This is a genomic window from Brevundimonas sp. LF-1, assembly GCF_037055305.1.
GTDB lineage: Bacteria > Pseudomonadota > Alphaproteobacteria > Caulobacterales > Caulobacteraceae > Brevundimonas > Brevundimonas sanguinis.
The window spans coordinates 1,259,139-1,285,908 of the sequence record NZ_CP146349.1 but is presented as its reverse complement, the minus strand read 5'-3'; the positions used below and the strand labels follow the sequence as shown (position 1 = coordinate 1,285,908).

Here is a 26,770-nt window from a genome sequence, read left to right as displayed (position 1 = left end):
CACAGGGGCGTGAACCGAATGTGAGGACGAGGCGTTACTCGGGCCTCAACCTTTGGAGGAACACCATGCGTAAACTCGTTCTGACCGCCGTCTCCATCGCCGCCTTCGCCGGCCTGGCCGCCTGCGGCGAAAGCGCCGCCGACCGGGCTGCGGAACAGAAGGCCGACGCCCTGGAAGCTCAGGCCGCCGCCACGCCGAATGAAGCCGAAGAGCGCGCCCTGAACGCCGAGGCCGACCGCATCGAGCAACAAGCGGGCAACGCCGACGGCGGCATGACCACCGAGAATACGCCGAACACCTCGCCGAGCACCAATCCGCCGGCCCCGTCGAACTAAGAGACGGTCCAGAATGATCAAGCCCCCACCGCGCTGGCGATGGGGGCTTTTTCACGCCTAGAATTCAAGCTGGAGCGCCACGCCTCAGCCGGCCGCGCCCTTCTGGAACCCGGTCCAGCAGTCGTCGTAATCGAGCTGCATCAGCGGAGTCTGTTCAGCCCACTGGGTCGTGCGGATCGGCATCCGGGTCTCGAACATGAAGGCCAGGGTGTTCTCGATCTTGTGCGGCTTGAGGTCCGCCTTGGTCGCGCCGTTCCAGCTGGCCTGGTCGGGGCCGTGGCCGCTCATGCGGTTGTGCAAGGAAGCGCCGCCCGGCGCGAAGCCGCCCGCCTTGGCGTCATACTCGCCGAAGATCAGCCCCATGAACTCGCTCATGACGTTGCGGTGGAACCACGGCGGGCGGAAGGTGTCTTCGGCCACCATCCAGCGCGGCGGGAAGATGACGAAGTCGCAGTTGGCGGTGCCTGGCGTATCGCTGGGCGAGGTCAGGACGGTGAAGATCGACGGGTCAGGGTGGTCGAAGCTGACCGTGCCGATGGTGTTGAACCGCGCCGTGTCATAGCGGCAGGGGGCGTAGTTGCCGTGCCAGGCGACCACGTCCAGCGGACTGTGGTCGAAGGTCGTGGCCCACAGCTGGCCGCCGTATTTCTGAACGCACTGGGTCGGACGGTCCACGTCCTCGAACCAGGCGACGGGCGTCTCGAAGTCGCGCGGATTGGCCAGGCCGTTGGAGCCGATGGGGCCCAGGTCCGGCAGGCGGAAGGGCGCGCCGTAGTTCTCGCAGACATAGCCGCGCGCCTCGCCGTCCACCTCGACGCGGAAACGCACGCCGCGCGGAATGACGACGATGTGGCCCGGCGCCGCCTCGATGAGGCCCATCTCGGTGACGAAACGCTGCATCCCCTGCTGCGGCACGATCAGCAGTTCGCCGTCGGCCGAATAGAAGACGCGGTCGACCATCGAGCGGTTGGCGACATAGAGGTGAACGCCCACCCCCGTGCCGGAATCGGCGCAACCGTTGCCGCCATAGGTGGTCAGCCCCTCGACCCAGTCGGTCGGCTGGTCCGGCATGGGCAGCGGGTCCCAACGCATCCGGTTGGGATTGGGCGGCGTCTCGGTGAAGGGGCCGGACCGCACCCGGCCCTGCGCGAACGGCTGATACGGCCCGTGCTGGGCCGAGGGCCGCAGGCGATACAGCCAGCTGCGCAGATTGTGGTCGCGCGGCGCGGTGAAGGCGGTGCCCGACAGTTGTTCGGCATAGAGGCCCAGCGCCGGGCGCTGCGGCGAGTTGCGCCCGACCGGCAGGGCGCCGTCCACGGCCTCCGTAGCGAAGTGATTGGCGAAGCCGCTCTGATAGGCGGGCGCGTTGGATCGCGTCATATCGTTTCTCCCTTGGCGAGAGATGTAAGCGATCCGCATCGCAGCGTCACCCCGAGGGGGATGACTTTGCCTTGGATCAAACCCGCCCCGGCATCATCCTTGTGCGAACAGGGATGAAGAGGGCGGGCTCGGCCGTCAGTCCTCGTCCATCTTCAGGGCGGCGATGAAGGCTTCCTGCGGGATCTCGACCTTGCCGAACTGGCGCATCCGCTTCTTGCCCGCCTTCTGCTTCTCCAGCAGCTTCTTCTTGCGGGTGGCGTCGCCGCCGTAGCACTTGCTCGTCACGTCCTTGCGCAGGGCGCGCACCGTCTCGCGGGCGATGATCTTGCCGCCGATGGCGGCCTGGATCGGGATGGTGAACATGTGCGGAGGGATCAGCTCCTTCATCTTCTCGACCATACCCCGGCCGCGCGTCTCGGCGCGGGCGCGGTGGACCAGCATGGACAGGGCGTCCACCGGCTCGGCGTTGACCAGGATCGACATCTTCACCAGGTCGCCGACCTTGTAGTCGGTGATCTCATAGTCGAACGAGGCGTAGCCCTTCGAGATCGACTTCAGCCGGTCGTAGAAGTCGAACACCACCTCGTTCAGCGGCAGCTCGTAGACCACAAGCGCGCGGCTGCCGACATAGGACAGCTCGATCTGGCTGCCGCGACGGTCCTGGCACAGCTTGATCACGCCGCCGAGGTATTCGTCGGGGGTCAGGATGGTGGCCTTGATCCACGGCTCGCTGATGGTCTCGATCTGCATGACGTCCGGCAGGTCGGCCGGGTTGTGCAGGTCGATCTCGGTCCCGTCGCGCAGGCCGATCTTGTAGACGACCGACGGCGCCGTCGCGATCAGATCGAGGTTGAACTCGCGGCTCAGGCGCTCCTGAATGATCTCCAGGTGCAGCAGGCCCAGGAAGCCGCAACGGAAGCCGAAGCCCAGGGCGGCCGAGCTCTCCATCTCATAGGTGAAGCTGGCGTCGTTCAGGCGCAGCTTGCCGATGGCGGCGCGCAGGTCCTCGAAATCGGCGGCGTCGACCGGGAACAGGCCGCAGAAAACCACCGACTGGACTTCCTTAAAACCCTTCAGGGCTTCGGCGGTCGGCTTCTTCTCGTCGGTGATGGTGTCGCCGACGGCGGCGTGGGCGACTTCCTTGATCTGGGCGGTGATGAAGCCGACCTCGCCGGGGCCAAGCTGCTCGACCGGGGTGTTCTTGGGCAGGAAGACGCCGACGCGATCGACCAGATGGGTAGAACCGGTCTGCATCATCTTGACGCGCATCCCCGCCTTCAGAACGCCGTCGAACACGCGCACCAGCAGCACCACGCCCAGGTAGGGGTCGTACCAGGCGTCGACCAGCATGGCCTTCAGCGGAGCGTTGATGTCGCCCTTGGGCCGGCAGGCGCGCGACGATGCCTTCCAGCACGTCTTCGATGCCCAGACCCGACTTGGCCGAGCATTCGATGGCGTCCGAGGCGTCCAGACCGATGACGTCCTCGATCTGGGCCTTGACCCGCTCCGGCTCGGCGGCGGGCAGGTCGATCTTGTTCAGGACCGGGACGATCTCATGGTTGTTGTCGATGGCCTGATAGACGTTGGCCAGCGTCTGGGCCTCGACCCCTTGCGAGGCGTCCACCACCAGGATCGAGCCTTCACAGGCCGCCAGCGAGCGCGACACCTCATAGGCGAAGTCGACGTGGCCCGGCGTGTCCATCAGGTTCAGGACGTAGTCCTGCCCGTCCTTGGCCTTGTAGTTCAGGCGCACGGTCTGCGCCTTGATGGTGATGCCGCGCTCTTTCTCGATGTCCATGTTGTCGAGCACCTGCTCGGACATTTCGCGCGCGGTCAGGCCGCCCGTGAACTGGATCAGGCGGTCGGACAAGGTCGACTTGCCGTGGTCGATGTGGGCGACCACCGAGAAATTGCGGATGCGTTCGATAGGGGGCGTCGTCATGGTCCGGCGCGCGTAGCACGGCGCGCGGCTTTGCGCCACGACGCTGACGCGCAAGGAGCCGAAGATCAGACCTCAAGGGCCACAGGCCCTGGAGCTTCCGCTGGGGAGGCGACGAAAAACGCCGCCCGCCCCTGCATCAGGAACGGACGGCGTCTGCTGCCTTGGCGGGCGCTGGGTTAGCGCGCGCGGATGAAGGAGCGGATGTCGCTGGACAGCTTCTTCAGGTCGTCTTCACGCACGTACATCATGTGGCCCGAGTGGTAGTAGTGCCACTCGATGCGGCCGTCGGTCGGGAAGCCCGGACGGTTCAGCGAATATTCGGCGCCGAAGAAGGGCGTGGCGAAGTCGTAGTAGCCTTGCCCCACCCAGACGCGCAGGGCGCTGTTCTCGCGCAGGGCGCGGCCGATATAGGGGGCCACGTTCAGATACTCGGCGCCGCCGCGCCCGGCGGTCGGCAGGTTCCAGTCCCAGTTGCGGGTGCCGCCGATCGAGGAATAGACCACGTCAGGCGAGTACTTCAGCCCTTCGCGCGCCCAGGCGTTCATGGCGGCGGTATAGGCGCCGTCGATGCCGTAGAAGCTGGGGTCGTTGTCCGGGCGGTCGCCGGCGTTGTCATAGTCGACGCCGGTGTAGCGGGTGTCCAGACGGCCGATGGTCAGGCCCCGATCCCGCAGCAGCTCCTTGTAGAAGCGGCTGGGCGACAGGCGCAGGTTGGCGTTGCTCAGATAGGCCTGGGACACGCCGGTGTAGCGCGATAGCTGCGGCAGGATGGCCGCCCGCTCTTGCGCCGTCAGGTCGTTGCCCTTCAGCAGGGCCGTGGCGTAGGGGCCGATGGCCCACGCCCGGGCCTCGGCGACGAACTCCTCCACCGTGGCGGGCTTGTTCGGCACCTTGTCGTGATACCAGGCCGTGGCCGCCATCGACGGCAGATTGGTGACGAAGCCGAGGCTCGTTGCCCTGCGCATCGGCGGCCAGGCTGAAGTCCAGGATCGACGAGATCAGCAGGATGCCGTTGATCGAAACGTCGGTGTAGCTGCCTTCCAGTTCATTGATGACGGCGGCCGAACGGGTGGTGCCATAGCTTTCGCCGCCGATGAACTTGGGCGCGTTCCAGCGCTCATGCGTGTTCAGCCACATGCGGATGAACTCGGCGATCGACTTGGCGTCCTTGGTCACGCCCCAGTAGTCGGCCGGATCGGTCTTGCCCAGGGCGCGGCTGAAGCCGGTGCCGATCGGGTCGATGAAGACGATGTCGGTGACGTCCAGCAGGGACTCGGGGTTGTCGATGATCGGAAACGGCGCCGCGCCGTCATCCTTGGCGTCCGAGGGCACGACCACGCGCTTGGGCCCGAAGGCGCCCATGTGCAGCCACAGCGAGCCCGAGCCGGGGCCGCCGTTCCACAGGAAGGTGACCGGACGGTTCGGATCCTTCGGGCCTTCCTTGATGTAGCTGTAGGAGACCATGGCCGCGAGCGGCTTGCCGTCCTTGTCCTTCAGATAGGTCTCGCCGGCGATGGCGCGATAGGCGATGCGCTGCCCGCCGAAGACGCCGGTGTGGCGGGTCTCGGACATCACGGGCGGCGGAATGGCCGCCTCGCCGCGCTCACGCGCCGCGTCCGAGCGCGCCCCGGCCGGCGCCGCGTCCTGAGCCATGACCGGCCCGGCCAGAGCCAGCGCCGACACTGCGGCGACAAGCAGTTTCTTCATCCTCAACCCCCAATAAGCGTCACGGCTCCCCTCGAGAGCCAGGCGCGCGGACAAGCGTCGCCCAATGGGGGATTGGGCGGCAAGCTGGGCCGAATGTAAACCGGGATACAGCGCAATAATCCCGGACGGATCAATGAGTGCCGGCGCGATACCCGAAGAAAACACGGCGCGAGAGAGCAAGAGATTCTGAGCTGGCGAACAACCCGCCGCAGGCCGCCAGAGGCGAATCACGCTTCAGCGAAGCAAGCCTCGCGCCGCTCAGGCCATCCAACGGCTTGTAAAGAATGGCGGCGGGCAGGCATTGAACCTTTGACCCCACGATGACAACCTGGGCGCTCTATGAGTTTTCAGTAGCTTGTCGGCGCCGAAGCGTCCGAAGCGCCTTCGTCCAGCACTGATAACCGCAGGCGGCCCCGCGTAAGAGTCCGGCTTCGGGCAGAGACCCGGTGCGATGGTTCAAGCTTCAATAACGACCGCCGGCTGGGTCCGTAGGTCTACGCGCTGCTGCACAGCGTGCACGGTTCTCAACAGCGACAAGGCGCCAGGACCGCTGATTCGTTGCGGATCAAACCCGCGTCTCAGCGCCAGGACTTCCAGGATTTCATTGTCTGCCGGCCCCATATTGTGGCCGCACATCGCCCAGCCGGCGAAACTTCTGGATGTCGGCGTCGCGTCCTGAAGAAGCTTGAGGTCCTGATGGCGCGGGTCTCGCCGCACCCGGCGATAGATGGCTTCCACGGCGGCAGCCGACCCTTCCAGCGCCTGGAAGAAATGGTCGCGATGGCGCAGCAGCATGCCGCTCACCGCCACGGCGGTGTTGTTTCGGACCGAGACCTCGAGGATGGATCGCAGCAAGGCGTCTTCGTCCTGCAAGCCGGGAACGACCCTGCTGACGTAGATCAGTTGTCGCATGTGGGTTCAGGCGACTTGGCGCGCCTGCATGGGGGTCAGGGCGTCGGCGTTCACCAGGCTCTCGAACGCCGGTCGGGCCAGGGCGTAGCCCTGGATCAGGTGGGCGCCGAGATCCTCCAGCGCCCGCAGCTCGTCCTGGGTTTCGACGCCTTCGCAGATGGTCTGAATGCCCAGGTCGGCCATCAGGCCCAGCAGGGATTTGACGATCTTCTGCTTAGCCTGATCGCGGTCGATGTCGCGGATCAACTCCATATCCAGTTTGACGATGTCGGGCTGGAATTTCGACAGCAGGCCCAGACCCGCATAACCGGCGCCGAAATCGTCGATCGCCGTCTTGAACCCCATGGCGCGGTAGGTGCGCAGGATATTCAGCAGGTGGTTGGCGTCCAGCTTCTCGTCTTCGGTGAACTCGAAGATGATCCGGTCGAGCGGAAAGCCGGTGCGCATGGCCGTCGCCAGGGTCAGGCGAATACAGGCCCGCGGCTCATAGACCGCATTGGGCATGAAGTTGATCGACAGTCGCGCGCCGTCGCGCGGCAGGTCCAGGGCGGTGGCCATTTCGATGGCCTTGACCCGGCACTGCTGGTCGAAAGCATAGCGGTTGTCGTCCGCGACCCGGCTCAGAACCGAATAGGCGCCTTCGCCGCCGACGCCGCGCACCAGGGCCTCGTGCGCGAAGATCGTCTGGTTGGCGATATCCACGATGGGTTGGAAAGCCATCGAGAAGGGCAGATCGAACCCGGCCGTCGCGGCAGCCCTCGCATCCCGTCGCCATCGCTCGCGCTCCCTGCTGGTTGGATATCTGCGTAGAGCCGGACCTCTTTACGAAATCTTGCAGACGGCGACGGCGCGCTGAAAAAGCGAACAGGGCGCTGATCGGGACGCCGGGCGAACGGCGCGCCGCGCTCTCCCGCCTCACCGCGCGTGAGCACCTCCGTTTCCTGCTGCGATCCGACGTGGATCACAATCTCCCTGTGGCGCAGGCCGTCGTGCAAACCCGAGCCTGCGCGCACGGCCGACAAGACCTGGATCCAATGATCGGTCTCTATGGCGATCAGGCCGGGCGCCAGGTCGGGGTTATGGCCGTCGGCTGCGGCCATGGCGTCGAGAGCGTCGTTCAGTTCACCGGCATCAACCGCACCGTGACGCTGCGGGTCGAGCGGTTCAACTATTCGGGAATCTGACGGCGGCGGTCACCTACGTTTATCGAGGGCCGGGGCCGAACGGGCCGTGGACGAAGGTGGCCGAGATCGACTCTCGGCGATCGGCCACGCGGTATGTCGATTTCACCGTGAACAACGGCGATTGGGTCTACTATTACGCCTATGGCGACACCTCGTCCGGGCGGCGGTGGGGGCAGTGGGACATCGCTTTCTGGAACGAAAGCGTGGGCCACGTCAGCCTGACGGGCGGCCGCCTAACGCTGACGGTTGATAACGACGACAACTATAATGTCGCCGGCTATTCCCTGAACCACATGGATTTCGGGAATATCTGGTTCGATACCTACGACGGCGGTTACTACACCTATAACAACTATCAGTCGGTATCGGGCATCAATCAGCCGGTTACTGTCGTCGTTCAGATCGCCAACTACTCCGTGTCAGGTCCCATCCGCGACAGCGTCATGGCCTGCCAGACCCAGCGCGGCGATATCCTGACGACGCAGCTGTACAACGGCACCAGCTACATGACCGTTTATAACGGCGACAGCATCCGCTTCGCCGTGGTCCTGAATACGACGGGCGGCCGACGCAGCTTCGGCTTTGATGTCTACCTCTACAACCAGAACACTGGCGATTTCATCGACCACTTCAACGTGTCTGGTTACTTCGGCGCGTAGCAAAGGAGCGCATAATGTCGACTACGCAAAACAATCCCGAGGGCGGTACGCCCTATCCCGACGCACAACAACTGCTGGATGCCCGGAACGCCCAGGTGCAGGCCATCATCGACAAGCTGATGATCATCAGCGCCGAGGTCGTGGCCATGAAGACGTCGGATCTGGATGGGTTCGCGCTCTGGCACGGCGGCCTGCCCGACCGTCTCGCGAACAGCGGCGCGCAGGCCCGTTTCCTGGCCGGGCAACTGGCCGAGAACTTCGGGCTGCCGCAGCCGCCCCAGGCGGAACCGGCCGAGCCGGCTGCCTGACGAACCAGGTTCGTCTCTTCTCCAAAACCCATCGCGTAGGAGCCCGCATGTCCGCAGGCGACGAGATCATCACTCCGGTCACCAAGCCGGAGGCCGTCAGCATGGCCGAAATTCATGCCATGCGCGGTCTGACCGATGCGGTGTCAGCCCTTGGCCGTCAGGTCGAGCGGATGAACGCCAAGGTCGATGACGTGCGCGAGCGGGTCATCAAGCTGGAGGCGCGCGAGTATGAGCGCCAGATCGAGGCCCTGAACGACCGCCTGTCGGCCGCTTTCAAGCGCATCGACGATCTGGAGGGGACGCGGGATCAGCAGAAGGGCGCCAAGGCCCTGGTCGATTGGCTGCGTCAGACCGCGCCGTGGCTGCTGGCCGGCATCGCCGCCTTCGTCGCGGGCATCAGCATCAAGAACGGAGCCGGAGCATGAGGCGCAAACCGCCCCGCTGGTGGCCTCAGGTGATCAACCTGCCGCGCACCACGACGATCCTCGCCCTCGGCTTCCTGGCCGGCAACCTGCTGTTCCTGCCGATGATCGCCTGGCTGGGCGACATGGTGGCCGAGCGCTATGCCGACGCTGTCATGCTGGTGGCGTCGATGTTCAAGGACGGGATGCTGCTGATCCTCGGCTTCTACTTCGGGCGCAACCAGAGTGGGGATCAGGCCGCCGGACGCCGCCGCTGGATCATCAGCGCCGCACCGCCAGCCAGCAAGACGCCCAGCAAAATCATCGCCCATTCGGACATGGTGGGAATGGCGGTGGGAGCGACATATCCAGGAAGAAGGAAAGTGTGGCCGTCACACTGAAATGAGTCTTGGCCCTGAAATGTCATCTTATTCAAGACGCCAGGAGGACTCGGGAGGAATGTCAAATAATTCTTGCCGGTTATGTTATTAACACCGATATTATATCTAGTTAAATCTCTATCGACGCCGTCAATAGTAGCCAATACTACAGAAGGCGAAGAAGAAGATAGAGATTTAAATGAGCATGTTGGCCAAACATTAATCCAATAAATCTCCCACTGTGTACCGTCATGACTTGCAACGCCCTGATAGGTTCCAGCAGCAGCGGTGCCTGCGCACGACAGTAATGCTGCAATCATGACAGTCGTCGCAATCAGCTTCTTCAAATCGCCTCTCCCCTAAGTAGACGCATCGCCTAACCGCGATTGGCGGAAAGCGCAAATCCGACCCTCACAAGCTGACCTGGAGATCATCATGGCCTATCGCCTTGGTCGCAGTCGCGCGTCACAATCAGCCCACTTGACGCCTTCGGCGTAGCGTCAAGGCCGCCCCGCCAGCCAACATCACGCCCAGCAGGATCATCGCCCATTCTGAGAGGGTGGGGACAGGGGTTGGCGACCCTACGTAGCCGGGCAGGAGAAATGTGTGGCCGTCACATTGAAATGAGTCTTGCCCCTTGAATGTAATCTTACTCATGACGCCAGCAGGACTTGGGCCAAACTTCACTGAATTCATGCTGGCCGTAATATGATTGAAGGCTGCATATGTAACTAAAGTTTCATCTACGCCATCAATTGTAGCTACTACTGAAGACGCAGCAATCGTCAGAGGGCTGGCTGAGCATGTTGGCGAGACATTGCTCCAAGTAATTTCCCATCGCGTGCCATCATGACTTGCAACGCCCTGATATGTTCCTGCTGCAGCTGCCCCTGCGCACGACAGTAATGCTGCAATCATGACAGTCGTCGCAATCAGCTTCTTCAAATCGCCTCTCCCCTAAGCAGACGCATCGCCTAACCGCGATTGGCGGAAAGCGCAAATCCGACCCTCACAATCTGAACTGGAGACCATGATGGCCTTTCGCCTTGGTGCGCAATCGCGCGCCCGGCTCGCTGGCGTGCACCCGGACCTCATCCGCGTGGTCGAGCGGGCCATCCAGCTGTCGTCCGTCGACTTCTCGGTGCTGGAGGGCGTTCGGACGCCCCAGCGCCAGCGCGAGCTTTACGCGCAGGGCCGCACGAAGCCCGGCCCCAAGGTCACCTGGACGCTGACCAGCAACCACTTCGTCAACGCGCAGACGGGCTATGACCACACCGTCGATCTGATCCCGTTCCCGGTGGACTGGGAAGGGCCGGTTCGGGTCCCGAAGTTCGACGCGATCGCCGAGGCCATGTTCGCGGCGTCGGCCGAGCTGGGCGTGGCGATCCGCTGGGGCGCCGACTGGAACCGCAACGGCAAGCCGCGCGAGCGGGGCGAGACGGACAGCCCTCATTGGGAGCTCGCGCGATGATCGCCGGCTTCATTGTCGAGGACATCGACCACCACAACGACACGCCCGGCGCGGTGGAGATCCGTTCATATCCAGACGGTAGCGTCGGCGGGATCGCCTTCATCTGCCCCTGCGGCCGCAAGCGTGAGGGATATCTGCCGGTCGAGACCAACACCATCGAGCCGCGCTGGGACTGGGACGGCAACCGTGAGCACCCGACGCTTACGCCTTCGGTCCTATTCCGGGGCGGGTGCGAGTGGCACGGCTTCCTCACCAATGGGGAGTGGCGGACATGCTGACCTTGGCCCTCGGCCTCGGCCGCGCCCTCGCCCCGACCACCTGGCTGGCCATTGCCCTCCTCACCGCCTTCCTGATCTTCGGCGGCTACTGCGCTCGCAGGGGCGCTGAGGGCGTTCGCGACCGTCAGGCGGCCGAGCAAGCCAAGGTCGAGGCGAAGGCGTCAGCCGCCCGGGAAGCGGCGGCCAGCGAGCGCCTGACCGACACCACCACGATCCGCAACCGGCAAGAGGAGAGAGACCATGCCGCGCAAGCCCTTCCTGACGGCGTGCCTGATGAGCGTGAGCTTAGGCGCCGGTGTCGCCAGTTGCGGGACGCTGGGCGCATCCCGCCCGCCTGTCGAGGACTTGAGGGTCCAGCCTAAGCCGGTCCCGCCCGACGATGTGCTGACCAGCCGGATCGCCGGCGAGCTGCACGACAACGCCATCGAGGCCTGGGGCGAGGCGGGTTGGGCGCAGGTCGGGCGCCTGTGCCGGTTCTTCGATGAGATGGGGTTGAAGGGCCTGAGTTGCCCGCCGCCGCCTGAACTTCCGCCCAGGCCTGGCTGACGGGCACGTCCCGTCTGCCAGATTGGCACTCAGACGGGCATTGAGCCGAGGCTCCTATCCTAAATGGGGCTTAGAGGCCGGATTGCAAGGCGTCGAGCCTCTAAGGCTCCGCTATACGCCCCGTCGCCCTTCACCGGGTGGCGGGGTTTTCTGCGTTTTCGGGCGTAGACTTTCGGTCGAGGAGTAAACGGCCGCTTGCGACCCATTGCGGAACTCGCCCACGAAGAAATCAAAGCGCGGCGGACGCTGACACAAATACGGACGCTGGCGGTCGATCTAGATAGACGATGATTGGGTGCTGGACGTATCGAGCGCACCCCAGCCCACCGGCGAAGACATAGAGATCATCACGATGCCAGCCGACACTAATGCTGGGGTGCGCTGTCGGATACACTGCACGAATTATGTAGGGTGCCGTCTCAGAGCCAAGAGGCCGCGCGGGCTCGCCAGCGAACCATCGCACCTGTTCGGTAGTAAGCCCAACAGCGCCTTCGGTCGCGAGCAGCGCAGTTGCAGCCGGGATGTCATTGGAAACCGTTTGCACAAACGAGGGGTCTATGTCCTTCCAACCGATCCTATCGGTTTGATGGTTATCTCGTAGCCATTCATTCGTTGTGGGCAGATTGCAGGTCGACTGGGTATCACTTCCCGACCCGAGCACGCAGCCAAGGCCCAGAAGCCGATGATCGAAAGCGCGCGGACCATGGCAGTCTCCCGTCACCCGATATCATATCGCTCGGGATGTCCGCTAACCACCCTCAAGCGAACTTCACTTCGCGACCCGTTGGGGGCTCAATGCTTTGGGTGGAGTTTCCCAGCGGCGCCGCTCCACGCGCGTGGCGAATGACCCGCCAATCGGATACGCCGACAACGCGCCCGATGCATACGAGCTATATTGCAGCCGACCATTATTGCCAAAATTCCAATGGTCCCCAGCCCAAGGCGAGCGAGAAGCGACCAAGGCAGAAGACATGCCCACAGAAGAGAGGTGATGCCGCTTGCGTTCCAGATAGCCACGCCCATGACGACATCATGCCGTCGGACAAACGCTCGCCATCGAAGAGACCGGTCCATTTCTGCGAAGATGATGCAAAATCGCTGGAATGCGAAGTCCGCTTTCCACCCGTTGCGGACGTTCGCGCGCGGCATCGAAGCAGAGTCTTAGTTCTGCGTTTCGTACGTCGCCGTCACCAAGACCTGGACGCGGTCTAGCCTCTCGCCCGGCCGTTTCGCTCGACTGACAACCGCGGACAGGGACGGATCGGTCCGGTTCCGGAACGTGGTCGTCGCCATGTCTCGCCGCTCGATCTGCCGAACCGCCTCCCAGCGGCTGGCGAAGTCTGCAGACGTCAGGACGGCTTCCACCACGGGCTGCAAATCGACATTTCCACCGCCGGTGATGTGGCACATGGGCGCCTGGTCCGAGACGACCAGGACATAGCCGGCGGTCTCTGTCGAATTGATGCGCCAGTAGCGGTTTCCGCGACGCAAGGCCGGAGGCGGAAGCGACGCCTCATCGACCTTGGCAACCAGCTCCATCGTGTCGCCCAGGCCTACCGTTGCGATGAAGGGAGCGGGGCCGTTGATCCAGCTTTCTGGATTTAGAATCCATTCCTCACAGCCACGCAGAGCGCCAGCGAATCCTTGCTCTAAAGCTGGTTGCGCGTTGGCAACCGAAGCAGAACACGCCGCGAGTGCTGCAATGAAGACTGCGAGGGTGTGATGGCTGAAGACCGCATACCTCACCGTGCGGCGCTGAACTTCCGCTGTCCACCCCTAGCGGACGACCACGGCGACCGCTTTCCGGCCTGACGGCCAACGTCCGCTTTCGGCGCGGGAGCCCAGGATCGAAATCGACCCGTTGCGGACCTTTGAGCGGATCACCCCTCAACGACGCGGATATGCCTCCGTTTGGTGTAGAGCCATAGTCCAAAGACGGCCAACCCGCCGAACATGACGGCCTGAATGGCGAGGATCACGGGCACCATTATCAACGGCAAGAAAGCGACGAGGATACCTCCGCTGGCTTCTACTGGCTCACCATTCAAAGTCGGCGGAACCCCAGCGGCCAACGTGATCACGGTGATGAGCACGAAAAGCGGGAGGAAGATCACCCCAGCCCCGAGAAAATAGCCCGTGGCTACAAGTTTGAACGCTCCGCCCGGTTTCAGATGCCCGCCCGTCGTTCTCAATTCCATGGTTTACCCCTGTCGATCCACGGTGAAGACATAACCGAGGGTTGGTCCGCGTCCTACCCATAAGCGAACGTCGCTTCACGACCCGAAGCGAGCAATATCGAGTTGATCGGAAAAGGCGGTAGGGCCGATGTGTTTACGCTAGATTCTCAACTTGGACGTCGAGAACGAAAGCGTCGCCGCACTCAAGAACGTGTTGGAAATAGTCGTATATCCAGGCTGCGATAGATTCAGGATCGCGCGCCGCCAACGTGACAGTCAGGTGATTTCCCGCCTCAAACGAGGTGACGACGGCTGGGCCCATCGCATAAAGCAGGTCATCCAACGGGGGCTCGTCGCCGAAGTAGGCGGCATTGACGCTGTCAGCCATATATTGGACCCAACGGTCGACATCACCCTCAAGCGTAAGCGTCAGGCACACGCCGTCAGGGCCTGAAATGATACTCGCCAACAAGGGCGTCATGCCGGCGATGAGATCGTCGCGATGAGGGGTCGAAGGCGGCTTGTCGATCATGGTGTCATCCCTGCTGCAACTCGTCGGGCACCGCTGCCCACCCGCTCATTTCCTGGCGAGATTTCACGTTATGACCGTCAGGGTGGCTGAATGAGGGAGTGTCCGCAATCCACCCTTGGCGGACATTTGGAGCCGCCGCTTTTGATCATCAGGCTCTAGCCTCCAGATCGCGATAGGGCGTCCCGAGCTCCCCGCTTCAGCACGCGTCAGCACCTTCGTTTCCTGCTGCGATCCGACGTGGATCACGATCTCCCTGCGCAGGCCGTCGTTCAGCGCCGCGCAAGTCGCGCGTACTGCCGACAGCACGTCCACCCAATGGCCGCTCTCCACTGTGATCAGGCCGGGCGCCAGGTTGGGGTCATCGCCTGCGGCTGCGGCCATAGCGTCGAGGGCGTGGTTCAGTTGGTCGGGTGTCATGGCGCAGCGGTGTAGCTGAGTCGCGCGATGAGCGCCTCGTGCTGTCCGTCAGGCCGCCATTCTGGAAACCATTCTGACAACAAGACGAGGAACGAAGATCGCGCCACCGTGGCGCAAACCGCTTAGAGGCCTGATTCTAAAAGGAAAGGCAGATGGTGGACGCGACAGGGATTGAACCTGTGACCCCTACGATGTCAACGTAGTGCTCTCCCGCTGAGCTACGCGTCCGCCTGTTCTGCGGCCCCTCGGCGGTTGGGCCGGTGGGCGGGAAGGCGGCGTCTATAACCCGCAGTTTGCGCAGGCCGCAAGGGGGTTCGACGCCTTTCTTCGACTTTTCTTTTGGTTAAGCCGCGATCATGCGCTCGACCTCGTTCACCAGGTCGCGCAGGTGGACGGGTTTGGACAGGACCTTGGCCTGGGGCGAGGCCTGGGCGGCGCTGAGGGCGACGGCGGCGAAGCCGGTGATGAACATGATGCGCAGGCCTGGCTGGCGGGCGGCGGCGACACGGGCGACCTCGATGCCGTCGGCGCCGGGCATGACGATGTCGGTCAGCAGCAGGTCGTAGGGACCCTGGTCCAGGGCGTCGATGGCATCGTCGCCGTTCTCGCAAGCCACGACCTCATGGTCGGCCCGCTCAAGCGCGCGGGTCAGGAAGCCGCGAAGGGAGTTGTCGTCTTCGGCCAGAAGAATGCGCGCCATGATCGAGTCTAAACCGTTGAATTCAGTCGCCAGACTAGGCGGGCCGGGTAAACCGGCGATGAAGACGAACGGCGGGCTCGCCGGACGCGCCTTTGCGCGCGAAGCAGGCTATGGGCGAAGCATGGACGCGCCTCAGTCGCCCTTCTGGATCGCGCCGGCCGCCGCCGGGCGCGCGACGCCGCTGGTATTCGCCTCGCCGCATTCGGGCGACGTGTATCCGGCGGACATGAACGCATCCGCCTCGGTCCGCGCCGTGCGCAGCGCCGAGGACGCGGCGGTGGACCAGTTGATCGACTGCGGACCCGAGCAAGGCGCGGCCGTGATCGCCGCGCGGTTCGGCCGGGCCTATGTCGATCTGAACCGGGCGCCGGACGAGTGGGATCCGGCCCTGATCATCGACGCGGACGACAGTCCCGCCACCGCCAAGGCTCTGGCCGGATACGGCGTGGTGGCGCGCCTGGCGGGGGACGGGACGCCTCTGTACGAGCGACGCCTGACCAAGAGCGAGGCCGGGGCGCGGGTGGCGCAGGTTCATGCGCCCTATCACGCGGCCCTGACGCAGATGATGCAGGCGACGCGATCGCACGCCGGACGGGCGGTGCTGGTCGACTGGCACTCCATGCCTGCGCGGGCGACAGGCGGCGCGGTGGACGTGGTGCTGGGCGACCGGCATGGGAGCAGCTGCGACGCAGCGTTGACGCGGCGGCTGCGGCGGCTGTTCGAGGCGCAGGGGCTGACGGTGGGGCTGAACCGGCCCTACGCCGGCGGCTATGCGACCCAGCGGTGGGGACGGCCGGACGAGGGCTTTGAGGCCATTCAGGTGGAGCTGAGCCGGGGGCTGTACTGGGATGAGGTCGCCTGGGCCCCCTCCCCGGCTGGAACCGCTGCCGCTCCGCGCTGCGGCGCGTGATCGCCGAGCTGTGCGCCGACGGGCGCGTCTGACTGCGGGTCCCAGGACAAAAAGAGCCGCGCCAAACGGCGCGGCTTTGAAAGTCTATAGGGAGGAAACGCCCAGGAAGGGCAAGACGCTCGAAAGCGTCGAAAAAGAAGTTAGTTTGCAGCGCACAAAAAAACAAGCGCCGTTTCGGCCTTATGCAATCACGGGATGTTACGGACTTCACGGTCGACGCGGAGCGCCGGACGGGTCGTCAGCCGCGCCTATCTCGCACCTGCGAGATAGCTAGGCCTGCTCCAGAAGACGCCGGGCCTGACGTATGGCGGAGGCGGCGGGCGAGGCCAGCTGGCGCCAGGCCAGCAGGGCGAACACCGACACTGCGCCGAGCAGCAGCCACAGCGGCCCGAACAGCCAGGCCGCGGCGGCCAGGGCGAAATAATAGCCCCGCACGCCCTGATTGAAGTTGGCCAACGCAGGGTTCAGCACCCGCGCCACGGCCCGGCCATAGGCGACGCGGTCGGCCTCTTCGTGGATTTCCGGCGCGGCGCCGATCAGAGCGACGGTGTAGTTCAGCTGGCGCAGCGCCCAGATGAAGTCGAGGAAGCCGCGCGCCAGGCACAGCAGCACCAGGGCCAGCTTGGCCTCCATCAGGCGCGGCGTGACGGCCTCGGCGCCGACGGCGGCGAAACCGCGCAGGGCCGCCTCCCCCGAACAGCACGCCGGCCACGGCGGCGATCAGCAGCAGATTGGTCGAGGCGAAGAAGGAGCCCGAGTTGATCGAATGGCCCAGCAGCTGGCTGTCGATCAATCGCATCTCGCGGTGGGTCATGGCGCGCATCCAGGCGTCGCGCACCGACAGCATGTCCACGTTGAGCGAGCCGCTGCGGCGCGCTGTCAGACGCATCAGCGGGCCATAGCCCAACCAGGCCATGACGAAGACGAACAGGGCGATCCAATCGAACAGACTCATGCCTGATTGACGCCACGTCGGCCCGCGCAAGGCAAGCGTGATCGCCGCGACGCTTGCCGTAAAGACGCGCAAAGCTTATCACGCGCGTCAATTCTCCCCGTTCGCACCTGCAATAAGAGCGTACCATGAACATCGACGCCATCCCGGTCGGCCCCAACGCGCCGTGGGACATCAACGTCATCATCGAGATCCCGCAGGGCGGCCTGCCGGTGAAGTATGAGATGGACAAGGACTCCGGCGCCCTGTTCGTCGACCGCTTCCTGCACACCGCCATGTACTATCCGGGCAACTACGGCTTCGTGCCGCACACCCTGTCGGACGACGGCGACCCCTGCGACGTCATCGTGCTGAACCCGACGCCGGTGGTGCCGGGCTGCGTCATCCGCTCGCGCCCGATCGGCGTGCTGAAGATGGTCGACGAAGCCGGCGGCGACGAAAAGATCCTGGCCGTGCCGGTCGACAAGCTGAACCCCTATTACACCGAGGTTTCCAGCTACCGTCAGCTGCCCGCCATCCTGATCGAGCAGATCGAGCACTTCTTCACCCGCTACAAGGATCTGGAGAAGGGCAAGTCGGTCAAGGTCAACGGCTGGGGCGACGCGGGCGAAGCCGCCGAGCTGATCGCCGCCGGCATGGCCGCTCACCAGGCCAAGCTGGCCGCCAAGAACGAAGCCGCCGCCTGATCGGCGAAGGCGTTTGAATAGAAGAGGCCCCGCTGGAAACGGCGGGGTCTTTTTGTGCGCTAGAGCTCGCCGCGCGGCGGCTCGCTGCTTGAGCGCAATATAGGCGCGACGCCTCTCCCTCCCCGTCCCGGGGAGGGTGGTCGGAGCGAAGCGGAGACCGGGTGGGGAGGGCCAGGCGATCCTGGGCTCGGCGACTGAATGACCCAGCCGCCCCCACCCGGCTTCGGCCTAACGGCCTCAGCCACCCTCCCCGGGACGGGGAGGGAGAGCCGTTACTACTTCTTCCGAAACGCCGCGATGGCCTCGACCGTCTGGCGCACCTGAGCCTCTATCCCGCCCCAGTCCTTCGCCTCGATGGCGGCTTTGGTGATCAGCTTGGACCCCATGCCGGCCGCGACGATGCCCGCGCCGAACCAGTCGCGGATGGAGGCTTCGTCAGGCTCGACGCCGCCGGTCGGCATGATCTTGGTCCACGGCATCGGCCCCAGCACCGCCTTGACGAAGTCCGCCCCGCCCACCGAGGCGCCGGGGAACAGTTTGACGATCTCGCAGCCCAGCTCTTGCGCCTCAGAGATATCGCGCACCGAACCGCAGCCCGGCGCATAGGCGACTATGCGGCGGTTGCAGACCTGCGCCACCTCGGGAACCAGACACGGGCTGACCACGAACCGCGCGCCCGAGGCCAGATAGAGGGCCGCCGTCGGCGCATCCAGAATCGAGCCGACGCCCAGGATGATGTCGGGGTCCGTGCGCGCGAACTCCTTTGACAGGGCGGTGAAGGTCTCCCAGGCGAAGTCGCCGCGATTGGTGAACTCCACCGCCCGCGCCCCGCCGCGCGCGCAGGCGCGGATCACCTGGGCGCAGACCTCGGCGTCGGGATGGTAGAAGACGGGCACCACCCCTTGCGTCTCGATGGCGGTCAGCACGGCGAGGCGGTCGTGACGCATGAAAACTCCTTACAGCCCAGAGACCGAAGCCTATTCGGCGGTCGCCAGTTCCACCAGACGCTTGACCATCGGACTGTCGGGATCGGCCAGAGGGTCCAGCACGGTGAAGTGGTCGGCGCCGTCGACGATCTCGACATGGGTGTCGGCGCCCTTTCCGCCCCAGGCGGCGGCCATCTCTCGGCTCTGGCGAACGAACTCATTGCTTTCGGCCCCGCCGACCCAGCAGTCCAGCGTCGTGCCGCCCGGCGTCGCCCCGTTCGGCGCGGGCCAGTGGATCGGCGACAGGGCGCGGGCGACCGGCGCATCCAGGCCCAGGGCGTCGTTCAGCGAGGTGTGGATCAGCGGCTCCAGATCGAACACGCCCGAGATCGCCAGCGCCGCGCGCGCCCGGCCCTCGGACAGCATGGCCGCCGCCATGTGGCCGCCGACGGAATGGCCGAACACCAGCGGCCGCTTGCCGCTGCGGGCGCGCACGAACTCCGTCGCCTCGCGCATCTGGCTGATGATCTTTCCGACCGAGACGCCCGGCGCCAGGTCATAGCCCGGCACGACGACGCTGATCCCGTGCTCCAGCAGGGCGGGCGCCACCCAGGCGAACCAGCCGCGGTCCAGCGCCTGCCAATAGCCGCCGTGCATGAAGACGGCGACGGGGCGCCGGGCCCGGCGTCGAACCACTCCATCTTCTGGCGCTCGGACGGGCCGTACTCGATCGTCTCGGGGCGCCGGGCGTCGATCACCCGCAGCGACTCCTTGCGCCAGCGGTCCAGGATGGCGGGGTGGCCCGGCACGCGGGCGCGGTTGTTATAGGCCGCCTCATAGGCCGCGGCCCGTTCGTTCTGCGTCGCCTCGGGCGACAAAGCCTTACCCATGTCGTCTCCATCCGCTAGAGACCTCCGCTTGAACGGGAGGCTTGAAGGCCATGATGACCGCCATTTTCGTCTTCATCAAATGCGAGTTGGGCTTTGCGAACGATGTTGCGGCCGATCTGGTCGACAATGTCGAGAATGTGAGCGAGGTCTATTCGACATCGGGCCAGCACGACCTGCTGGCCAAGTTCCAGCTGCCCAAGGACGCCGACATCGGCACCTTCGTTACCAAGCAGGTGCAGACGCGTCCGCACATCCGCGACACCTTCACCGTCATCACCTTCTCGCCCTTCCTGCCCAGCAAGCGCGCCTGAGAGGCGTTCGCTTCGAACATGAACAATCGTTCATGTAACCATGTGCCGCGTTGCGGGGCGCGTTTAGGCGGCTAAGGTCCGGCCCAACATGATCCGTTGGGGACCAAACACCATGCGCCTTGCCGCCTCTTCCGTAGCCCTCGCCGCCCTTCTGGCCGTGAGCACGCCCGTTCTGGCCGCGCCCGTCGCGACCGCCGCCGCCGCGACTACAGCAACCCAGGCCCAATCCCAGGCCCAGCCTCTGCGCGGCGCGCCGGTGTCTGAGCTGATCGCCCGCGTCGACATTCCGTGGCAGCGCTTCCAGCTGGACAACGGCCTGACCGTGCTGGTGCACGAGGACCGCAAGGCGCCCGTCGTGGCGGTGTCGGTCTGGTACAACGTCGGCTCCAAGGACGAGCCCAAGGGTTCGACCGGCTTCGCCCACCTGTTCGAACACCTGATGTTCGGCGGGTCGGAGAACTCGCCCTCCAGCCACATCCAGACGATGAATGCGGCCGGCGCCACGGGCCTGAACGGCACGACCTGGTTCGACCGCACCAACTACTTCCAGACGGTGCCGACCCCGGCGCTGGAATACACGCTTTATCTGGAATCCGACCGCATGGGCTATCTGCTGGGCCAGGTCAGCCAGGAGGTGCTGGATCTGCAGCGCGGCGTCGTTCAGAACGAGAAGCGCCAGGGCGACAACCAGCCCTACGGCATGACCTATTACGCCACGCTGGAAGCCCTGTTCCCGGAGGGCCACCCCTATCGCCACTCGACCATCGGCTCGATGGACGACCTGGACTCCGCCAGCATGGAGACGGTGCGCGACTGGTTCCGCCAGAACTACGGCCCGAACAACGCCGTCCTGGTCCTGTCCGGCGACATCAATGAAGCCAAGGCCCGCGAACTGACGCAGAAGTATTTCGGCTCCATCGCGCGCGGCCCGGTCAACACCCCGGCGGCGGCTCCCGTGCCGACCCTGGCGGCGCCGGTCGAGCAGGTGCTGCACGACCGCGTGGCCCAGACCCGCATCAGCCGCACCTGGGCCGTGCCGGGCCTGGGCGATCCGGACTCCGTGCCGCTGAGTGTCGGCGCCTCGGTGCTGGGCGGCCTGGCCAGCTCGCGTCTGGACAACGTCCTGGTGCGCGACGAGCAGACGGCCTCGGGCGTCTCGGCCGGCAACCAGGTGTTCCAGCGCGTCGGCATGTTCAGCTATTCCGCCATGGTCAAGCCGGGCGCCGACGCCGACGCCGTGGCCAAGCGCATGGACGAGGTGCTGGCCGACCTGATCGCCAACGGCCCGACCCAGGACGAGATCGACCGGGTGGTCACGCGCTACGCCTCGCAGCGCATCCAGGGGCTGGAAATGGCCAACGGCAAGGCCTCGGTCCTGGCCGAGGGGCAGCTGTATGCCAACGATCCGGACTTCTACAAGAAGGAGCTGGCGGCCTATGCGGCGGTGACCCCGGCCCAGGTCCAGGCGGCCATGAAGAAGTGGCTGAGCCGCCCCGTCTACAGCCAGATCGTCATGCCGGGCGAGCGTGAGGCCTATGTCGAGGCCGCCGCCGCCCCGTCGGGCGCGACGCCGACCCCGGCCGAGCCGATCCAGCGCGTCGCCCGCGATCCCGCCCCGGCCATCGGCCAGGTGTCCAACGTCGTCTTCCCGGCCGTGGAGCGCGCCGCCCTGTCGAACGGCGTCGAGATCGTCTACGCCCGCTCGACCACCGTGCCGGTGACGCGCGTGGCGCTGGAGTTCGACGCCGGGGTCGCCGCCGACCGCGCCGACCGTCTGGGCGCCCACACCCTGATGCTGAACGTCATGCAGGAAGGCACGACGACGCGCGATTCCAAGGCCCTGGCCGAGGCGCAGGAGCGTCTGGGCGCCAGCGTCTCCGTCGGCTCGTCGATGGACCGCACGGTGGCCAATCTGTCGGCGGTGACGACCAATCTGCAGCCGTCGCTGGCCCTGCTGTCGGACGTGGTGCGCAACCCGGCCTTCGCCCCGGCCGAGATCGAGCGCCTGCGCGCGACGCGCCTGGCCGGCCTGGCCAATGAGAAGACGCAACCGACCGCCATCGCCGGCCGCGCCCTGCCGCCGCTGCTCTTTGGCGAGACCCACCCCTATGGCCGCTCGTTCAGCGGCACGGGCGACGAAGCGGTGATCCGCAGCCTGACGCGCGACGACCTGATGGCCGAACACGCGCGCTGGATCCGTCCGGACAACGCCAAGCTGTTCGTGGTGTCCGACCTGCCGCTGGCCGAGCTGAAGCCGCAGCTGGAAGCCGCTTTCGGCAACTGGCGCGCGCCCTCGACGCCGAAGGGGACTAAAGCCTTCGACGCCGCCCTGCCCCAGACCTCGGCCCGCATCGTGCTGATCGACCGGCCGCAATCGCCGCAGTCGCTGATCTATGGCGGTCAGGTTCTGCCGGTGTCCGGTAGGGACGATCTGCTGACCCTGACCACAGCCAATACGGTCCTGGGCGCCGACTTCCTGTCGCGGATCAACGCCGACCTGCGCGAGACCAAGGGCTGGTCCTACGGGGTGCGCGGCTATGTCGTCGCCCAGGAGCAACGCTCGCCCTACATCGTCAACGCCCCGGTGCAGGCCAACCGCACCGGCGAGTCGATCGCGGCCCTGATCGGCCAGTACGAGCGCTTCCTGACCGCCGACGGCGTGACGGCGGCCGAGCGCGAGCGCACCGTCCTGGGCGACACGCGCGGCCTGTCGGGCAGCTATGAGACCTCGTTCCAGGTGCTGAACGCCCTGCGCTCGAACGCGCTGTACGGCCGTCCGGACAACTATCAGGAGACGCTCGCGGGCCGCATCAACGCCCTGACGGCCGAACAGATGGACGCCGCCGCCCGCGCCGCGATCAAGCCCGACAGCTTCGTCTGGGTGGTGGTCGGCGACGCTGCGGTGGTCAAGCCGCAGCTGGACGCCCTGGGCCTGCCGGTCGAGGTGCGCGCCGCCGAGCGCCGAAGCCGGCCCAGTAAGCCGCTTCGATCCAGACCTGAACGAGACGGCCGGCGGGGCGACCCGCCGGCCGTTTTGCTTTGCGGTTGACCCGCAGGGCCGGGAGGGCGAGCCTTCCTCGTCCCCTCCCTCGCCGGAGCCCCCATGCCGACCGACGCCCTGATCCCTTCCGCCCGCGCCCCGCGCCTGGCCGTGCTGATCGACGGCGAGAACGCCTCGGCCCGGATCGCCGAGGCGCTTTTTAGCGAGATCGCCACCCTGGGCGAGGCCTCGGCCCGGCGCATCTACGGCGATGCGGCCAACCCATCGCTGAAGGGCTGGATCGACGTCCTGCCGCGCTGGGCGATCCAGTGGCAGCAGAACTTCCAGAACACCAAGGGCAAGAACTCGGGCGACATCGCCTTGGTCATCGACGCGATGGACCTGCTGCATTCGGGACGGTTCGACGGCTTCTGCCTGGTGTCGTCGGACAGCGACTTCACCCGGCTGGCCGCGCGCATCCGCGAACAGGGCGTCCCGGTCTACGGCTTCGGCGAGCAGAAGACGCCCGAGAGCTTCCGTCAGGCCTGCACCCGCTTCATCTATACGGAGAACCTGACGGTCCCGTCGCCCGAGACCAATGACGAGGCCGCGGCGACGCCCCCGCCCCCGCTCGCCGCAAGCCGTCCGAAGCCGGGCGTCTGATCGCCAAGGCCATCGCCGATATGGACGAGGACGGCGACGGCTGGGTGGCGATGGGCGGCATCGGCAGTCGGCTGCGCAACGCCTATCCCGACTTCGACCAGCGCACCTACGGCCATGTGAAACTGTCGGACCTGATCCGCGCCACCGGCCGTTTCGAGGTCAAGGCCGGGCCGAACGGCGCGATGAACGTCCGGGTGAAGGCCAAGTAGGGCGTCTCGCCTCTTCCCCCGGCGCGGCATGGTCTATGTGTGGCGCATGGCCGCCGCAGAGACCCCCGTCGAGACCTTTAAACGCGCCCTGTCGCACGCGGCGCGAGCCTTGGCCGAACAGGCCGAGCTGGAGGTGCGCTTCGGCTCTGACGGGCCGAGGCTGTCCGGCGGCGTGCTGACCCTGCCGCACCCGCCGCGCGACCCGAGCGGGCCCGAAAGCGCCGCCCTGCGCGGTCAGGCCGACCGGCTGGCGCTGCGCCTGGCCAATCATGACGCGGCGCTGGACGCGCGGCTGCGTCCGACCGACATGAACGCCGCCGAGGTGTTCGACGCCGTCGAACAGGCCCGCGTCGAGGCCGTCGGCGCGCGCGAGCTGAAGGGTGTGCGGCGCAACCTGGATTCGGCGCTGCTGACCCGGCTAGAGAAGTCGGGCGCCCTGCGCGCCCAGGCGGAGCAGGTGCCGGTGGCCGAGGCCGCCGCCCTTCTGCTGCGCGAGCGGATGACGGGCGAGCCCGCGCCCGACGGCGCCAAGACCATGCTGGACCGGGTCCGCGCCGAGCTGGAGGCCAAGGCGGGGTCGGAACTGGACGCCCTGGCGGCGTCCGGCGACGATCAGGCGGCCTTCGGCGCGCGGCTGAAAGACCTTCTGCGGGCGCTGGACCTAGACCCCGGCGACGCCGATGGCGGCGAGTCGGAGGAAGACGGCGAGGACGACGCCGAAAAGCCGGATCAAGACCAGGCCGAACCGGACGAGCAGGAAGAACAGGACGGCGGCGACGGGGGCGATTCTCTGGACGGCTCGGCCGACGATCAGTCCGCCGACGACGAGCGCCCCGCCCGCCCCGACGGCGCGCCGGGCGAGACGGACGGCGAGGGCCAGGAAGAGGCCCCCGAACTGAGCGAAGGCGACCGCCCCAACCATCAGCAGACCCAGGACGACGGCCGCGCGGTCGAGGTCTATCACGCCTTCACCACCGCCTTCGACGAGGTCATCGACGCGGCCGACCTGTGCGACCCGATGGAGCTGGACCGGCTGCGCGCCCTGCTGGACGCCCAGCTGTCGACCCTGGGCAGCGTCGTGTCGCGCCTGGCCAACAAGCTGCAACGGCGCTGCTGGCGCAACAGAACCGCAGCTGGATGTTCGACCTTGAGGAAGGGATGCTGGACACGGCGCGCCTGACCCGCGTCATCACGGATCCGACCAGCCCCCTGTCGTTCAAGATGGAGAGCGAAAGCCCGTTCCGCGACACGGTGGTGAGCCTGGTGCTGGACAACTCGGGTTCGATGCGCGGGCGGCCGATCATGGTGGCGGCGGTCTGCGCCGACATCCTGGCGCGGACGCTGGAACGGTGCGGGGTCAAGGTCGAGATCCTGGGCTTCACCACCCGCGCCTGGAAGGGCGGGCAGAGCCGCGAGGCCTGGATCAGCGCGGGCAAGCCCGCCAACCCCGGCCGCCTGAACGACCTGCGCCACATCATCTACAAGAGCGCCGACGCGCCCTGGCGCCGGTCCAAGAAGAACCTGGGCCTGATGATGCGCGAAGGCCTGCTGAAGGAAAACATCGACGGCGAGGCGCTGGAATGGGCGCACGACCGCCTGCTGGCCCGGCCCGAGGCGCGGCGGATCATGATGGTCATCTCGGACGGTTCGCCGGTCGATGACTCGACCCAGTCGGCCAACGCCGCCCTCTATCTGGACAAACACCTGCGCCAGGTGATCGAGAAGATCGAAACGCGCAGCTCGGTCGAACTGCTGGCCATCGGCATCGGCCACGACGTGACCCGCTGGTATCGCCGCGCTCTGACCATCGTCGATGTGGAGCAGCTGGCGGGCGCCATGACCGAGAAACTGGCCGAGCTGTTCGAGGCCGAGCCCAAGGCTGTCAGCGCCAGGACGGGACGGCCCTCGCACAAGCGCGCGGCGTGAACCGGCGCCTCTATGTCGCCGCCCTGATCTCCCTCGCCCTGGCCGCCTGCGCCGGGGCGGCGGCGACCTCCCATCCCTGGACGCCCGAGGCGACGGCCGACGGCTGGTCGCCCGCAGGCGGTTCGACCCGGCAGGTCGGTCTGGGCTGGCCGGGCGGGGCCAGGCTGGCCAAGGGCGTGCGCTATGCGGGCGGGGTGCAGTTGGTCGCCGCGCCCGTCTCCACCCTGCACGGCCTGTCGGATCTGAAGCTGACGGGCGACGGCGGCTTCGTCGCCGTGTCGGATCGGGCGATCTGGTGCACGGGCGGCTGGAGCTGGATGCAGACGGCAGGCTGACGGGACTGCATGACCTGCGGGTGCGGCGACTGACGCTGACCGATGGCGCACCGATCACTGAGAAACGCATGGGCGACGCCGAAGGGTTGGCCTTGACCGACGATGGCGAGGTGCTGGTCAGCTTCGAGCGCGAGCACAGCATCTGGAGCTACGGCCGGCTGGACGCCCTGCGCGCGCAGCCGCGGGCGCAGCCGCACCCGGCGGCGGACTTTCCCTTGAACGAAGGCATGGAGGCGCTGGCGAGCGCGCCCGGCGGCTGGCGCGTCGGGGGGAAGGCGGCGGGGTGTGGGACTGCTCGACGCAAGGCTGTCGCGTCGTGACCCGGCCGAGCCCGCCCGCCGACAGCTGGCGCCTGACGGGCCTTGAGCGCGATCCGCGCGGCGGCGGCTGGTTCGCGGTGGAACGCTCATGGCGCCCGCCCTTCGACGTGCGCGCCCGCGTGCGCCGCATGGACGCGCAGGGCGCGCTGGGCCCGGCGCTGGTCGAGCTGAAGCTGCCGGGGCTGACGGACAATTTCGAGGGGATCGCCGCCGAGACGAGGGGCGACAACGTGCGCCTCTACATCCTGTCCGACGACAACGCCAACCCGGCGCAGAAGACGCTGCTGCTGGCGTTTGACGTTCAGTGATCTTCTCCCCTTGTGGGAGAAGGTG

At 66.1% G+C, this 26,770-nt stretch carries 32 protein-coding genes, 1 tRNA gene and 3 pseudogenes; 20 read left to right on the top strand and 16 right to left on the bottom strand.

Annotation, left to right across the window (positions count from 1 at the left end; translation table 11 throughout):
* Nucleotides 1-65 precede the first annotated feature (65 nt).
* The gene (locus V8F63_RS06925) at nucleotides 66-335 is read left to right on the top strand and encodes a hypothetical protein (protein WP_025976207.1); all 270 of its coding nucleotides are present in this window, start codon (nucleotides 66-68) and stop codon (nucleotides 333-335) included.
* A gap of 84 nt (nucleotides 336-419) precedes the next feature.
* On the opposite strand, the gene hmgA is transcribed toward V8F63_RS06925, so the two are convergent.
* The 5 genes and pseudogenes from hmgA to V8F63_RS06900 form a co-directional block, all read right to left on the bottom strand.
* Nucleotides 420-1,715 (bottom strand): homogentisate 1,2-dioxygenase, encoded by a 1,296-nt coding sequence (gene hmgA / locus V8F63_RS06920; RefSeq protein WP_392354868.1) that lies wholly within the window; start codon nucleotides 1,713-1,715, stop codon nucleotides 420-422.
* Between the two features lie 135 nt (nucleotides 1,716-1,850).
* Nucleotides 1,851-3,657, bottom strand: a pseudogene (lepA, locus tag V8F63_RS06915) (translation elongation factor 4).
* A 612-nt stretch (nucleotides 3,658-4,269) separates the two neighbouring features.
* Nucleotides 4,270-5,364 (bottom strand): hypothetical protein, encoded by a 1,095-nt coding sequence (locus tag V8F63_RS06910; RefSeq protein ID WP_392354867.1) that lies wholly within the window; start codon nucleotides 5,362-5,364, stop codon nucleotides 4,270-4,272.
* Between the two features lie 456 nt (nucleotides 5,365-5,820).
* Nucleotides 5,821-6,276: a BLUF domain-containing protein gene (locus tag V8F63_RS06905; protein WP_392354866.1), complete on the bottom strand. Its 456-nt coding sequence runs from the start codon at nucleotides 6,274-6,276 to the stop codon at nucleotides 5,821-5,823.
* Nucleotides 6,277-6,282: 6 nt separating this feature from the next.
* A complete protein-coding gene (locus V8F63_RS06900) occupies nucleotides 6,283-6,996 on the bottom strand; it encodes an EAL domain-containing protein (protein WP_392354865.1) in 714 nt (237 codons plus the stop codon).
* Nucleotides 6,997-7,310: 314 nt separating this feature from the next.
* Between V8F63_RS06900 and V8F63_RS06895 the strand changes: the two genes are divergently transcribed.
* The 5 genes from V8F63_RS06895 to V8F63_RS06875 are packed head-to-tail and all read left to right on the top strand — an operon-like array spanning nucleotide 7,311 to nucleotide 9,229.
* Nucleotides 7,311-7,460, top strand: a complete 150-nt coding sequence (locus tag V8F63_RS06895; protein ID WP_392354864.1) for a hypothetical protein — start codon at nucleotides 7,311-7,313, stop codon at nucleotides 7,458-7,460.
* Nucleotides 7,461-7,516: 56 nt separating this feature from the next.
* Complete coding sequence (locus V8F63_RS06890) at nucleotides 7,517-8,119, top strand: hypothetical protein (protein WP_392354863.1); 603 nt, start codon at nucleotides 7,517-7,519, stop codon at nucleotides 8,117-8,119.
* Between the two features lie 14 nt (nucleotides 8,120-8,133).
* Nucleotides 8,134-8,427, top strand: a complete 294-nt coding sequence (locus V8F63_RS06885; protein WP_313633817.1) for a hypothetical protein — start codon at nucleotides 8,134-8,136, stop codon at nucleotides 8,425-8,427.
* A gap of 47 nt (nucleotides 8,428-8,474) precedes the next feature.
* Nucleotides 8,475-8,852 (top strand): hypothetical protein, encoded by a 378-nt coding sequence (locus V8F63_RS06880; protein WP_003170423.1) that lies wholly within the window; start codon nucleotides 8,475-8,477, stop codon nucleotides 8,850-8,852.
* A 29-nt stretch (nucleotides 8,853-8,881) separates the two neighbouring features.
* A complete protein-coding gene (locus V8F63_RS06875) occupies nucleotides 8,882-9,229 on the top strand; it encodes a hypothetical protein (protein WP_392354862.1) in 348 nt (115 codons plus the stop codon).
* A gap of 450 nt (nucleotides 9,230-9,679) precedes the next feature.
* Here the strand turns inward: V8F63_RS06875 and V8F63_RS06870 are convergent, their stop codons facing one another.
* A complete protein-coding gene (locus V8F63_RS06870; protein ID WP_392354861.1) occupies nucleotides 9,680-10,153 on the bottom strand; it encodes an IPTL-CTERM sorting domain-containing protein in 474 nt (157 codons plus the stop codon).
* A gap of 85 nt (nucleotides 10,154-10,238) precedes the next feature.
* Between V8F63_RS06870 and V8F63_RS06865 the strand changes: the two genes are divergently transcribed.
* Genes V8F63_RS06865 through V8F63_RS06850 form a run of 4 tightly spaced genes read left to right on the top strand, consistent with a single transcriptional unit; the run spans nucleotide 10,239 to nucleotide 11,503 of the window.
* Nucleotides 10,239-10,679: a M15 family metallopeptidase gene (locus V8F63_RS06865; protein ID WP_392354860.1), complete on the top strand. Its 441-nt coding sequence runs from the start codon at nucleotides 10,239-10,241 to the stop codon at nucleotides 10,677-10,679.
* Complete coding sequence (locus tag V8F63_RS06860; protein WP_278070338.1) at nucleotides 10,676-10,957, top strand: DUF6527 family protein; 282 nt, start codon at nucleotides 10,676-10,678, stop codon at nucleotides 10,955-10,957. The genes V8F63_RS06865 and V8F63_RS06860 overlap by 4 nt, the downstream gene beginning before the upstream one ends.
* The gene (locus V8F63_RS06855; RefSeq protein ID WP_278070337.1) at nucleotides 10,951-11,319 is read left to right on the top strand and encodes a hypothetical protein; all 369 of its coding nucleotides are present in this window, start codon (nucleotides 10,951-10,953) and stop codon (nucleotides 11,317-11,319) included. Before V8F63_RS06860 ends, V8F63_RS06855 begins: the two co-directional genes overlap by 7 nt.
* On the top strand, nucleotides 11,303-11,503 hold the full coding sequence (locus tag V8F63_RS06850) for a hypothetical protein (RefSeq protein WP_278070336.1): 201 nt from the start codon (nucleotides 11,303-11,305) through the stop codon (nucleotides 11,501-11,503). Before V8F63_RS06855 ends, V8F63_RS06850 begins: the two co-directional genes overlap by 17 nt.
* 1,161 nt (nucleotides 11,504-12,664) lie before the next feature.
* Here the strand turns inward: V8F63_RS06850 and V8F63_RS06845 are convergent.
* The 6 genes from V8F63_RS06845 to V8F63_RS06820 all read right to left on the bottom strand — a co-directional run bounded on the left by V8F63_RS06845 (nucleotide 12,665) and on the right by V8F63_RS06820 (nucleotide 15,329).
* Nucleotides 12,665-13,042 carry a hypothetical protein gene (locus V8F63_RS06845; protein WP_392354859.1) on the bottom strand — a complete coding sequence of 126 codons (378 nt, stop codon included), beginning with the start codon at nucleotides 13,040-13,042 and terminating at the stop codon, nucleotides 12,665-12,667.
* A gap of 341 nt (nucleotides 13,043-13,383) precedes the next feature.
* Nucleotides 13,384-13,701 carry a hypothetical protein gene (locus tag V8F63_RS06840; RefSeq protein WP_392354858.1) on the bottom strand — a complete coding sequence of 106 codons (318 nt, stop codon included), beginning with the start codon at nucleotides 13,699-13,701 and terminating at the stop codon, nucleotides 13,384-13,386.
* Between the two features lie 133 nt (nucleotides 13,702-13,834).
* Nucleotides 13,835-14,212, bottom strand: coding sequence for a hypothetical protein (locus V8F63_RS06835; protein ID WP_392354857.1), 378 nt, complete (start codon nucleotides 14,210-14,212; stop codon nucleotides 13,835-13,837).
* Nucleotides 14,213-14,275: 63 nt separating this feature from the next.
* On the bottom strand, nucleotides 14,276-14,629 hold the full coding sequence (locus V8F63_RS06830) for a hypothetical protein (RefSeq protein WP_392354856.1): 354 nt from the start codon (nucleotides 14,627-14,629) through the stop codon (nucleotides 14,276-14,278).
* Between the two features lie 153 nt (nucleotides 14,630-14,782).
* Nucleotides 14,783-14,857, bottom strand: a tRNA-Val gene (locus V8F63_RS06825).
* A 115-nt stretch (nucleotides 14,858-14,972) separates the two neighbouring features.
* Entirely contained in the window at nucleotides 14,973-15,329 is a 357-nt protein-coding gene (locus tag V8F63_RS06820) for a cell cycle two-component system response regulator CpdR (RefSeq protein ID WP_003166166.1), read from the bottom strand.
* A 121-nt stretch (nucleotides 15,330-15,450) separates the two neighbouring features.
* On the opposite strand from V8F63_RS06820, the gene V8F63_RS06815 reads away from it, so the two are divergent.
* The gene (locus V8F63_RS06815) at nucleotides 15,451-16,239 is read left to right on the top strand and encodes an N-formylglutamate amidohydrolase (protein WP_392354855.1); all 789 of its coding nucleotides are present in this window, start codon (nucleotides 15,451-15,453) and stop codon (nucleotides 16,237-16,239) included.
* A gap of 270 nt (nucleotides 16,240-16,509) precedes the next feature.
* Here V8F63_RS06815 and V8F63_RS06810 read toward each other — a convergent pair whose 3' ends face one another.
* Nucleotides 16,510-16,872, bottom strand: coding sequence for a DUF599 family protein (locus V8F63_RS06810; RefSeq protein WP_392354854.1), 363 nt, complete (start codon nucleotides 16,870-16,872; stop codon nucleotides 16,510-16,512).
* A gap of 121 nt (nucleotides 16,873-16,993) precedes the next feature.
* Nucleotides 16,994-17,128 (bottom strand): annotated as a pseudogene (locus tag V8F63_RS06805) (DUF599 domain-containing protein); the annotation flags it as partial.
* Between the two features lie 191 nt (nucleotides 17,129-17,319).
* Between V8F63_RS06805 and ppa the strand changes: the two are divergent.
* Nucleotides 17,320-17,877 (top strand): inorganic diphosphatase, encoded by a 558-nt coding sequence (gene ppa / locus V8F63_RS06800; RefSeq protein WP_025976190.1) that lies wholly within the window; start codon nucleotides 17,320-17,322, stop codon nucleotides 17,875-17,877.
* Between the two features lie 275 nt (nucleotides 17,878-18,152).
* Here ppa and V8F63_RS06795 read toward each other — a convergent pair whose 3' ends face one another.
* Both V8F63_RS06795 and V8F63_RS06790 read right to left on the bottom strand, forming a co-directional pair.
* Nucleotides 18,153-18,824 (bottom strand): bifunctional 4-hydroxy-2-oxoglutarate aldolase/2-dehydro-3-deoxy-phosphogluconate aldolase, encoded by a 672-nt coding sequence (locus V8F63_RS06795; RefSeq protein WP_392354853.1) that lies wholly within the window; start codon nucleotides 18,822-18,824, stop codon nucleotides 18,153-18,155.
* A 30-nt stretch (nucleotides 18,825-18,854) separates the two neighbouring features.
* Nucleotides 18,855-19,499 carry an alpha/beta hydrolase gene (locus V8F63_RS06790; protein WP_392354852.1) on the bottom strand — a complete coding sequence of 215 codons (645 nt, stop codon included), beginning with the start codon at nucleotides 19,497-19,499 and terminating at the stop codon, nucleotides 18,855-18,857.
* 244 nt (nucleotides 19,500-19,743) lie between these two features.
* On the opposite strand from V8F63_RS06790, the gene V8F63_RS06785 reads away from it, so the two are divergent.
* The 8 genes and pseudogenes from V8F63_RS06785 to V8F63_RS06750 all read left to right on the top strand — a co-directional run bounded on the left by V8F63_RS06785 (nucleotide 19,744) and on the right by V8F63_RS06750 (nucleotide 26,745).
* On the top strand, nucleotides 19,744-20,004 hold the full coding sequence (locus V8F63_RS06785) for an Lrp/AsnC ligand binding domain-containing protein (protein ID WP_003167792.1): 261 nt from the start codon (nucleotides 19,744-19,746) through the stop codon (nucleotides 20,002-20,004).
* A gap of 112 nt (nucleotides 20,005-20,116) precedes the next feature.
* Entirely contained in the window at nucleotides 20,117-23,053 is a 2,937-nt protein-coding gene (locus V8F63_RS06780; protein ID WP_392354851.1) for a pitrilysin family protein, read from the top strand.
* A gap of 54 nt (nucleotides 23,054-23,107) precedes the next feature.
* On the top strand, nucleotides 23,108-23,647 hold the full coding sequence (locus tag V8F63_RS06775; protein WP_392354850.1) for an NYN domain-containing protein: 540 nt from the start codon (nucleotides 23,108-23,110) through the stop codon (nucleotides 23,645-23,647).
* A gap of 20 nt (nucleotides 23,648-23,667) precedes the next feature.
* Nucleotides 23,668-23,856 (top strand): OST-HTH/LOTUS domain-containing protein, encoded by a 189-nt coding sequence (locus V8F63_RS06770; protein ID WP_392354849.1) that lies wholly within the window; start codon nucleotides 23,668-23,670, stop codon nucleotides 23,854-23,856.
* 46 nt (nucleotides 23,857-23,902) lie between these two features.
* Nucleotides 23,903-25,782 (top strand): annotated as a pseudogene (cobT, locus tag V8F63_RS06765) (cobaltochelatase subunit CobT).
* Nucleotides 25,779-26,117 (top strand): hypothetical protein, encoded by a 339-nt coding sequence (locus V8F63_RS06760; RefSeq protein WP_392354848.1) that lies wholly within the window; start codon nucleotides 25,779-25,781, stop codon nucleotides 26,115-26,117. The pseudogene cobT and the gene V8F63_RS06760 overlap by 4 nt, the downstream one beginning before the upstream one ends.
* The gene (locus V8F63_RS06755) at nucleotides 26,078-26,437 is read left to right on the top strand and encodes an esterase-like activity of phytase family protein (RefSeq protein WP_392354847.1); all 360 of its coding nucleotides are present in this window, start codon (nucleotides 26,078-26,080) and stop codon (nucleotides 26,435-26,437) included. The genes V8F63_RS06760 and V8F63_RS06755 overlap by 40 nt, the downstream gene beginning before the upstream one ends.
* Nucleotides 26,434-26,745 carry an esterase-like activity of phytase family protein gene (locus V8F63_RS06750; protein ID WP_392354846.1) on the top strand — a complete coding sequence of 104 codons (312 nt, stop codon included), beginning with the start codon at nucleotides 26,434-26,436 and terminating at the stop codon, nucleotides 26,743-26,745. Before V8F63_RS06755 ends, V8F63_RS06750 begins: the two co-directional genes overlap by 4 nt.
* Nucleotides 26,746-26,770 lie beyond the last annotated feature (25 nt).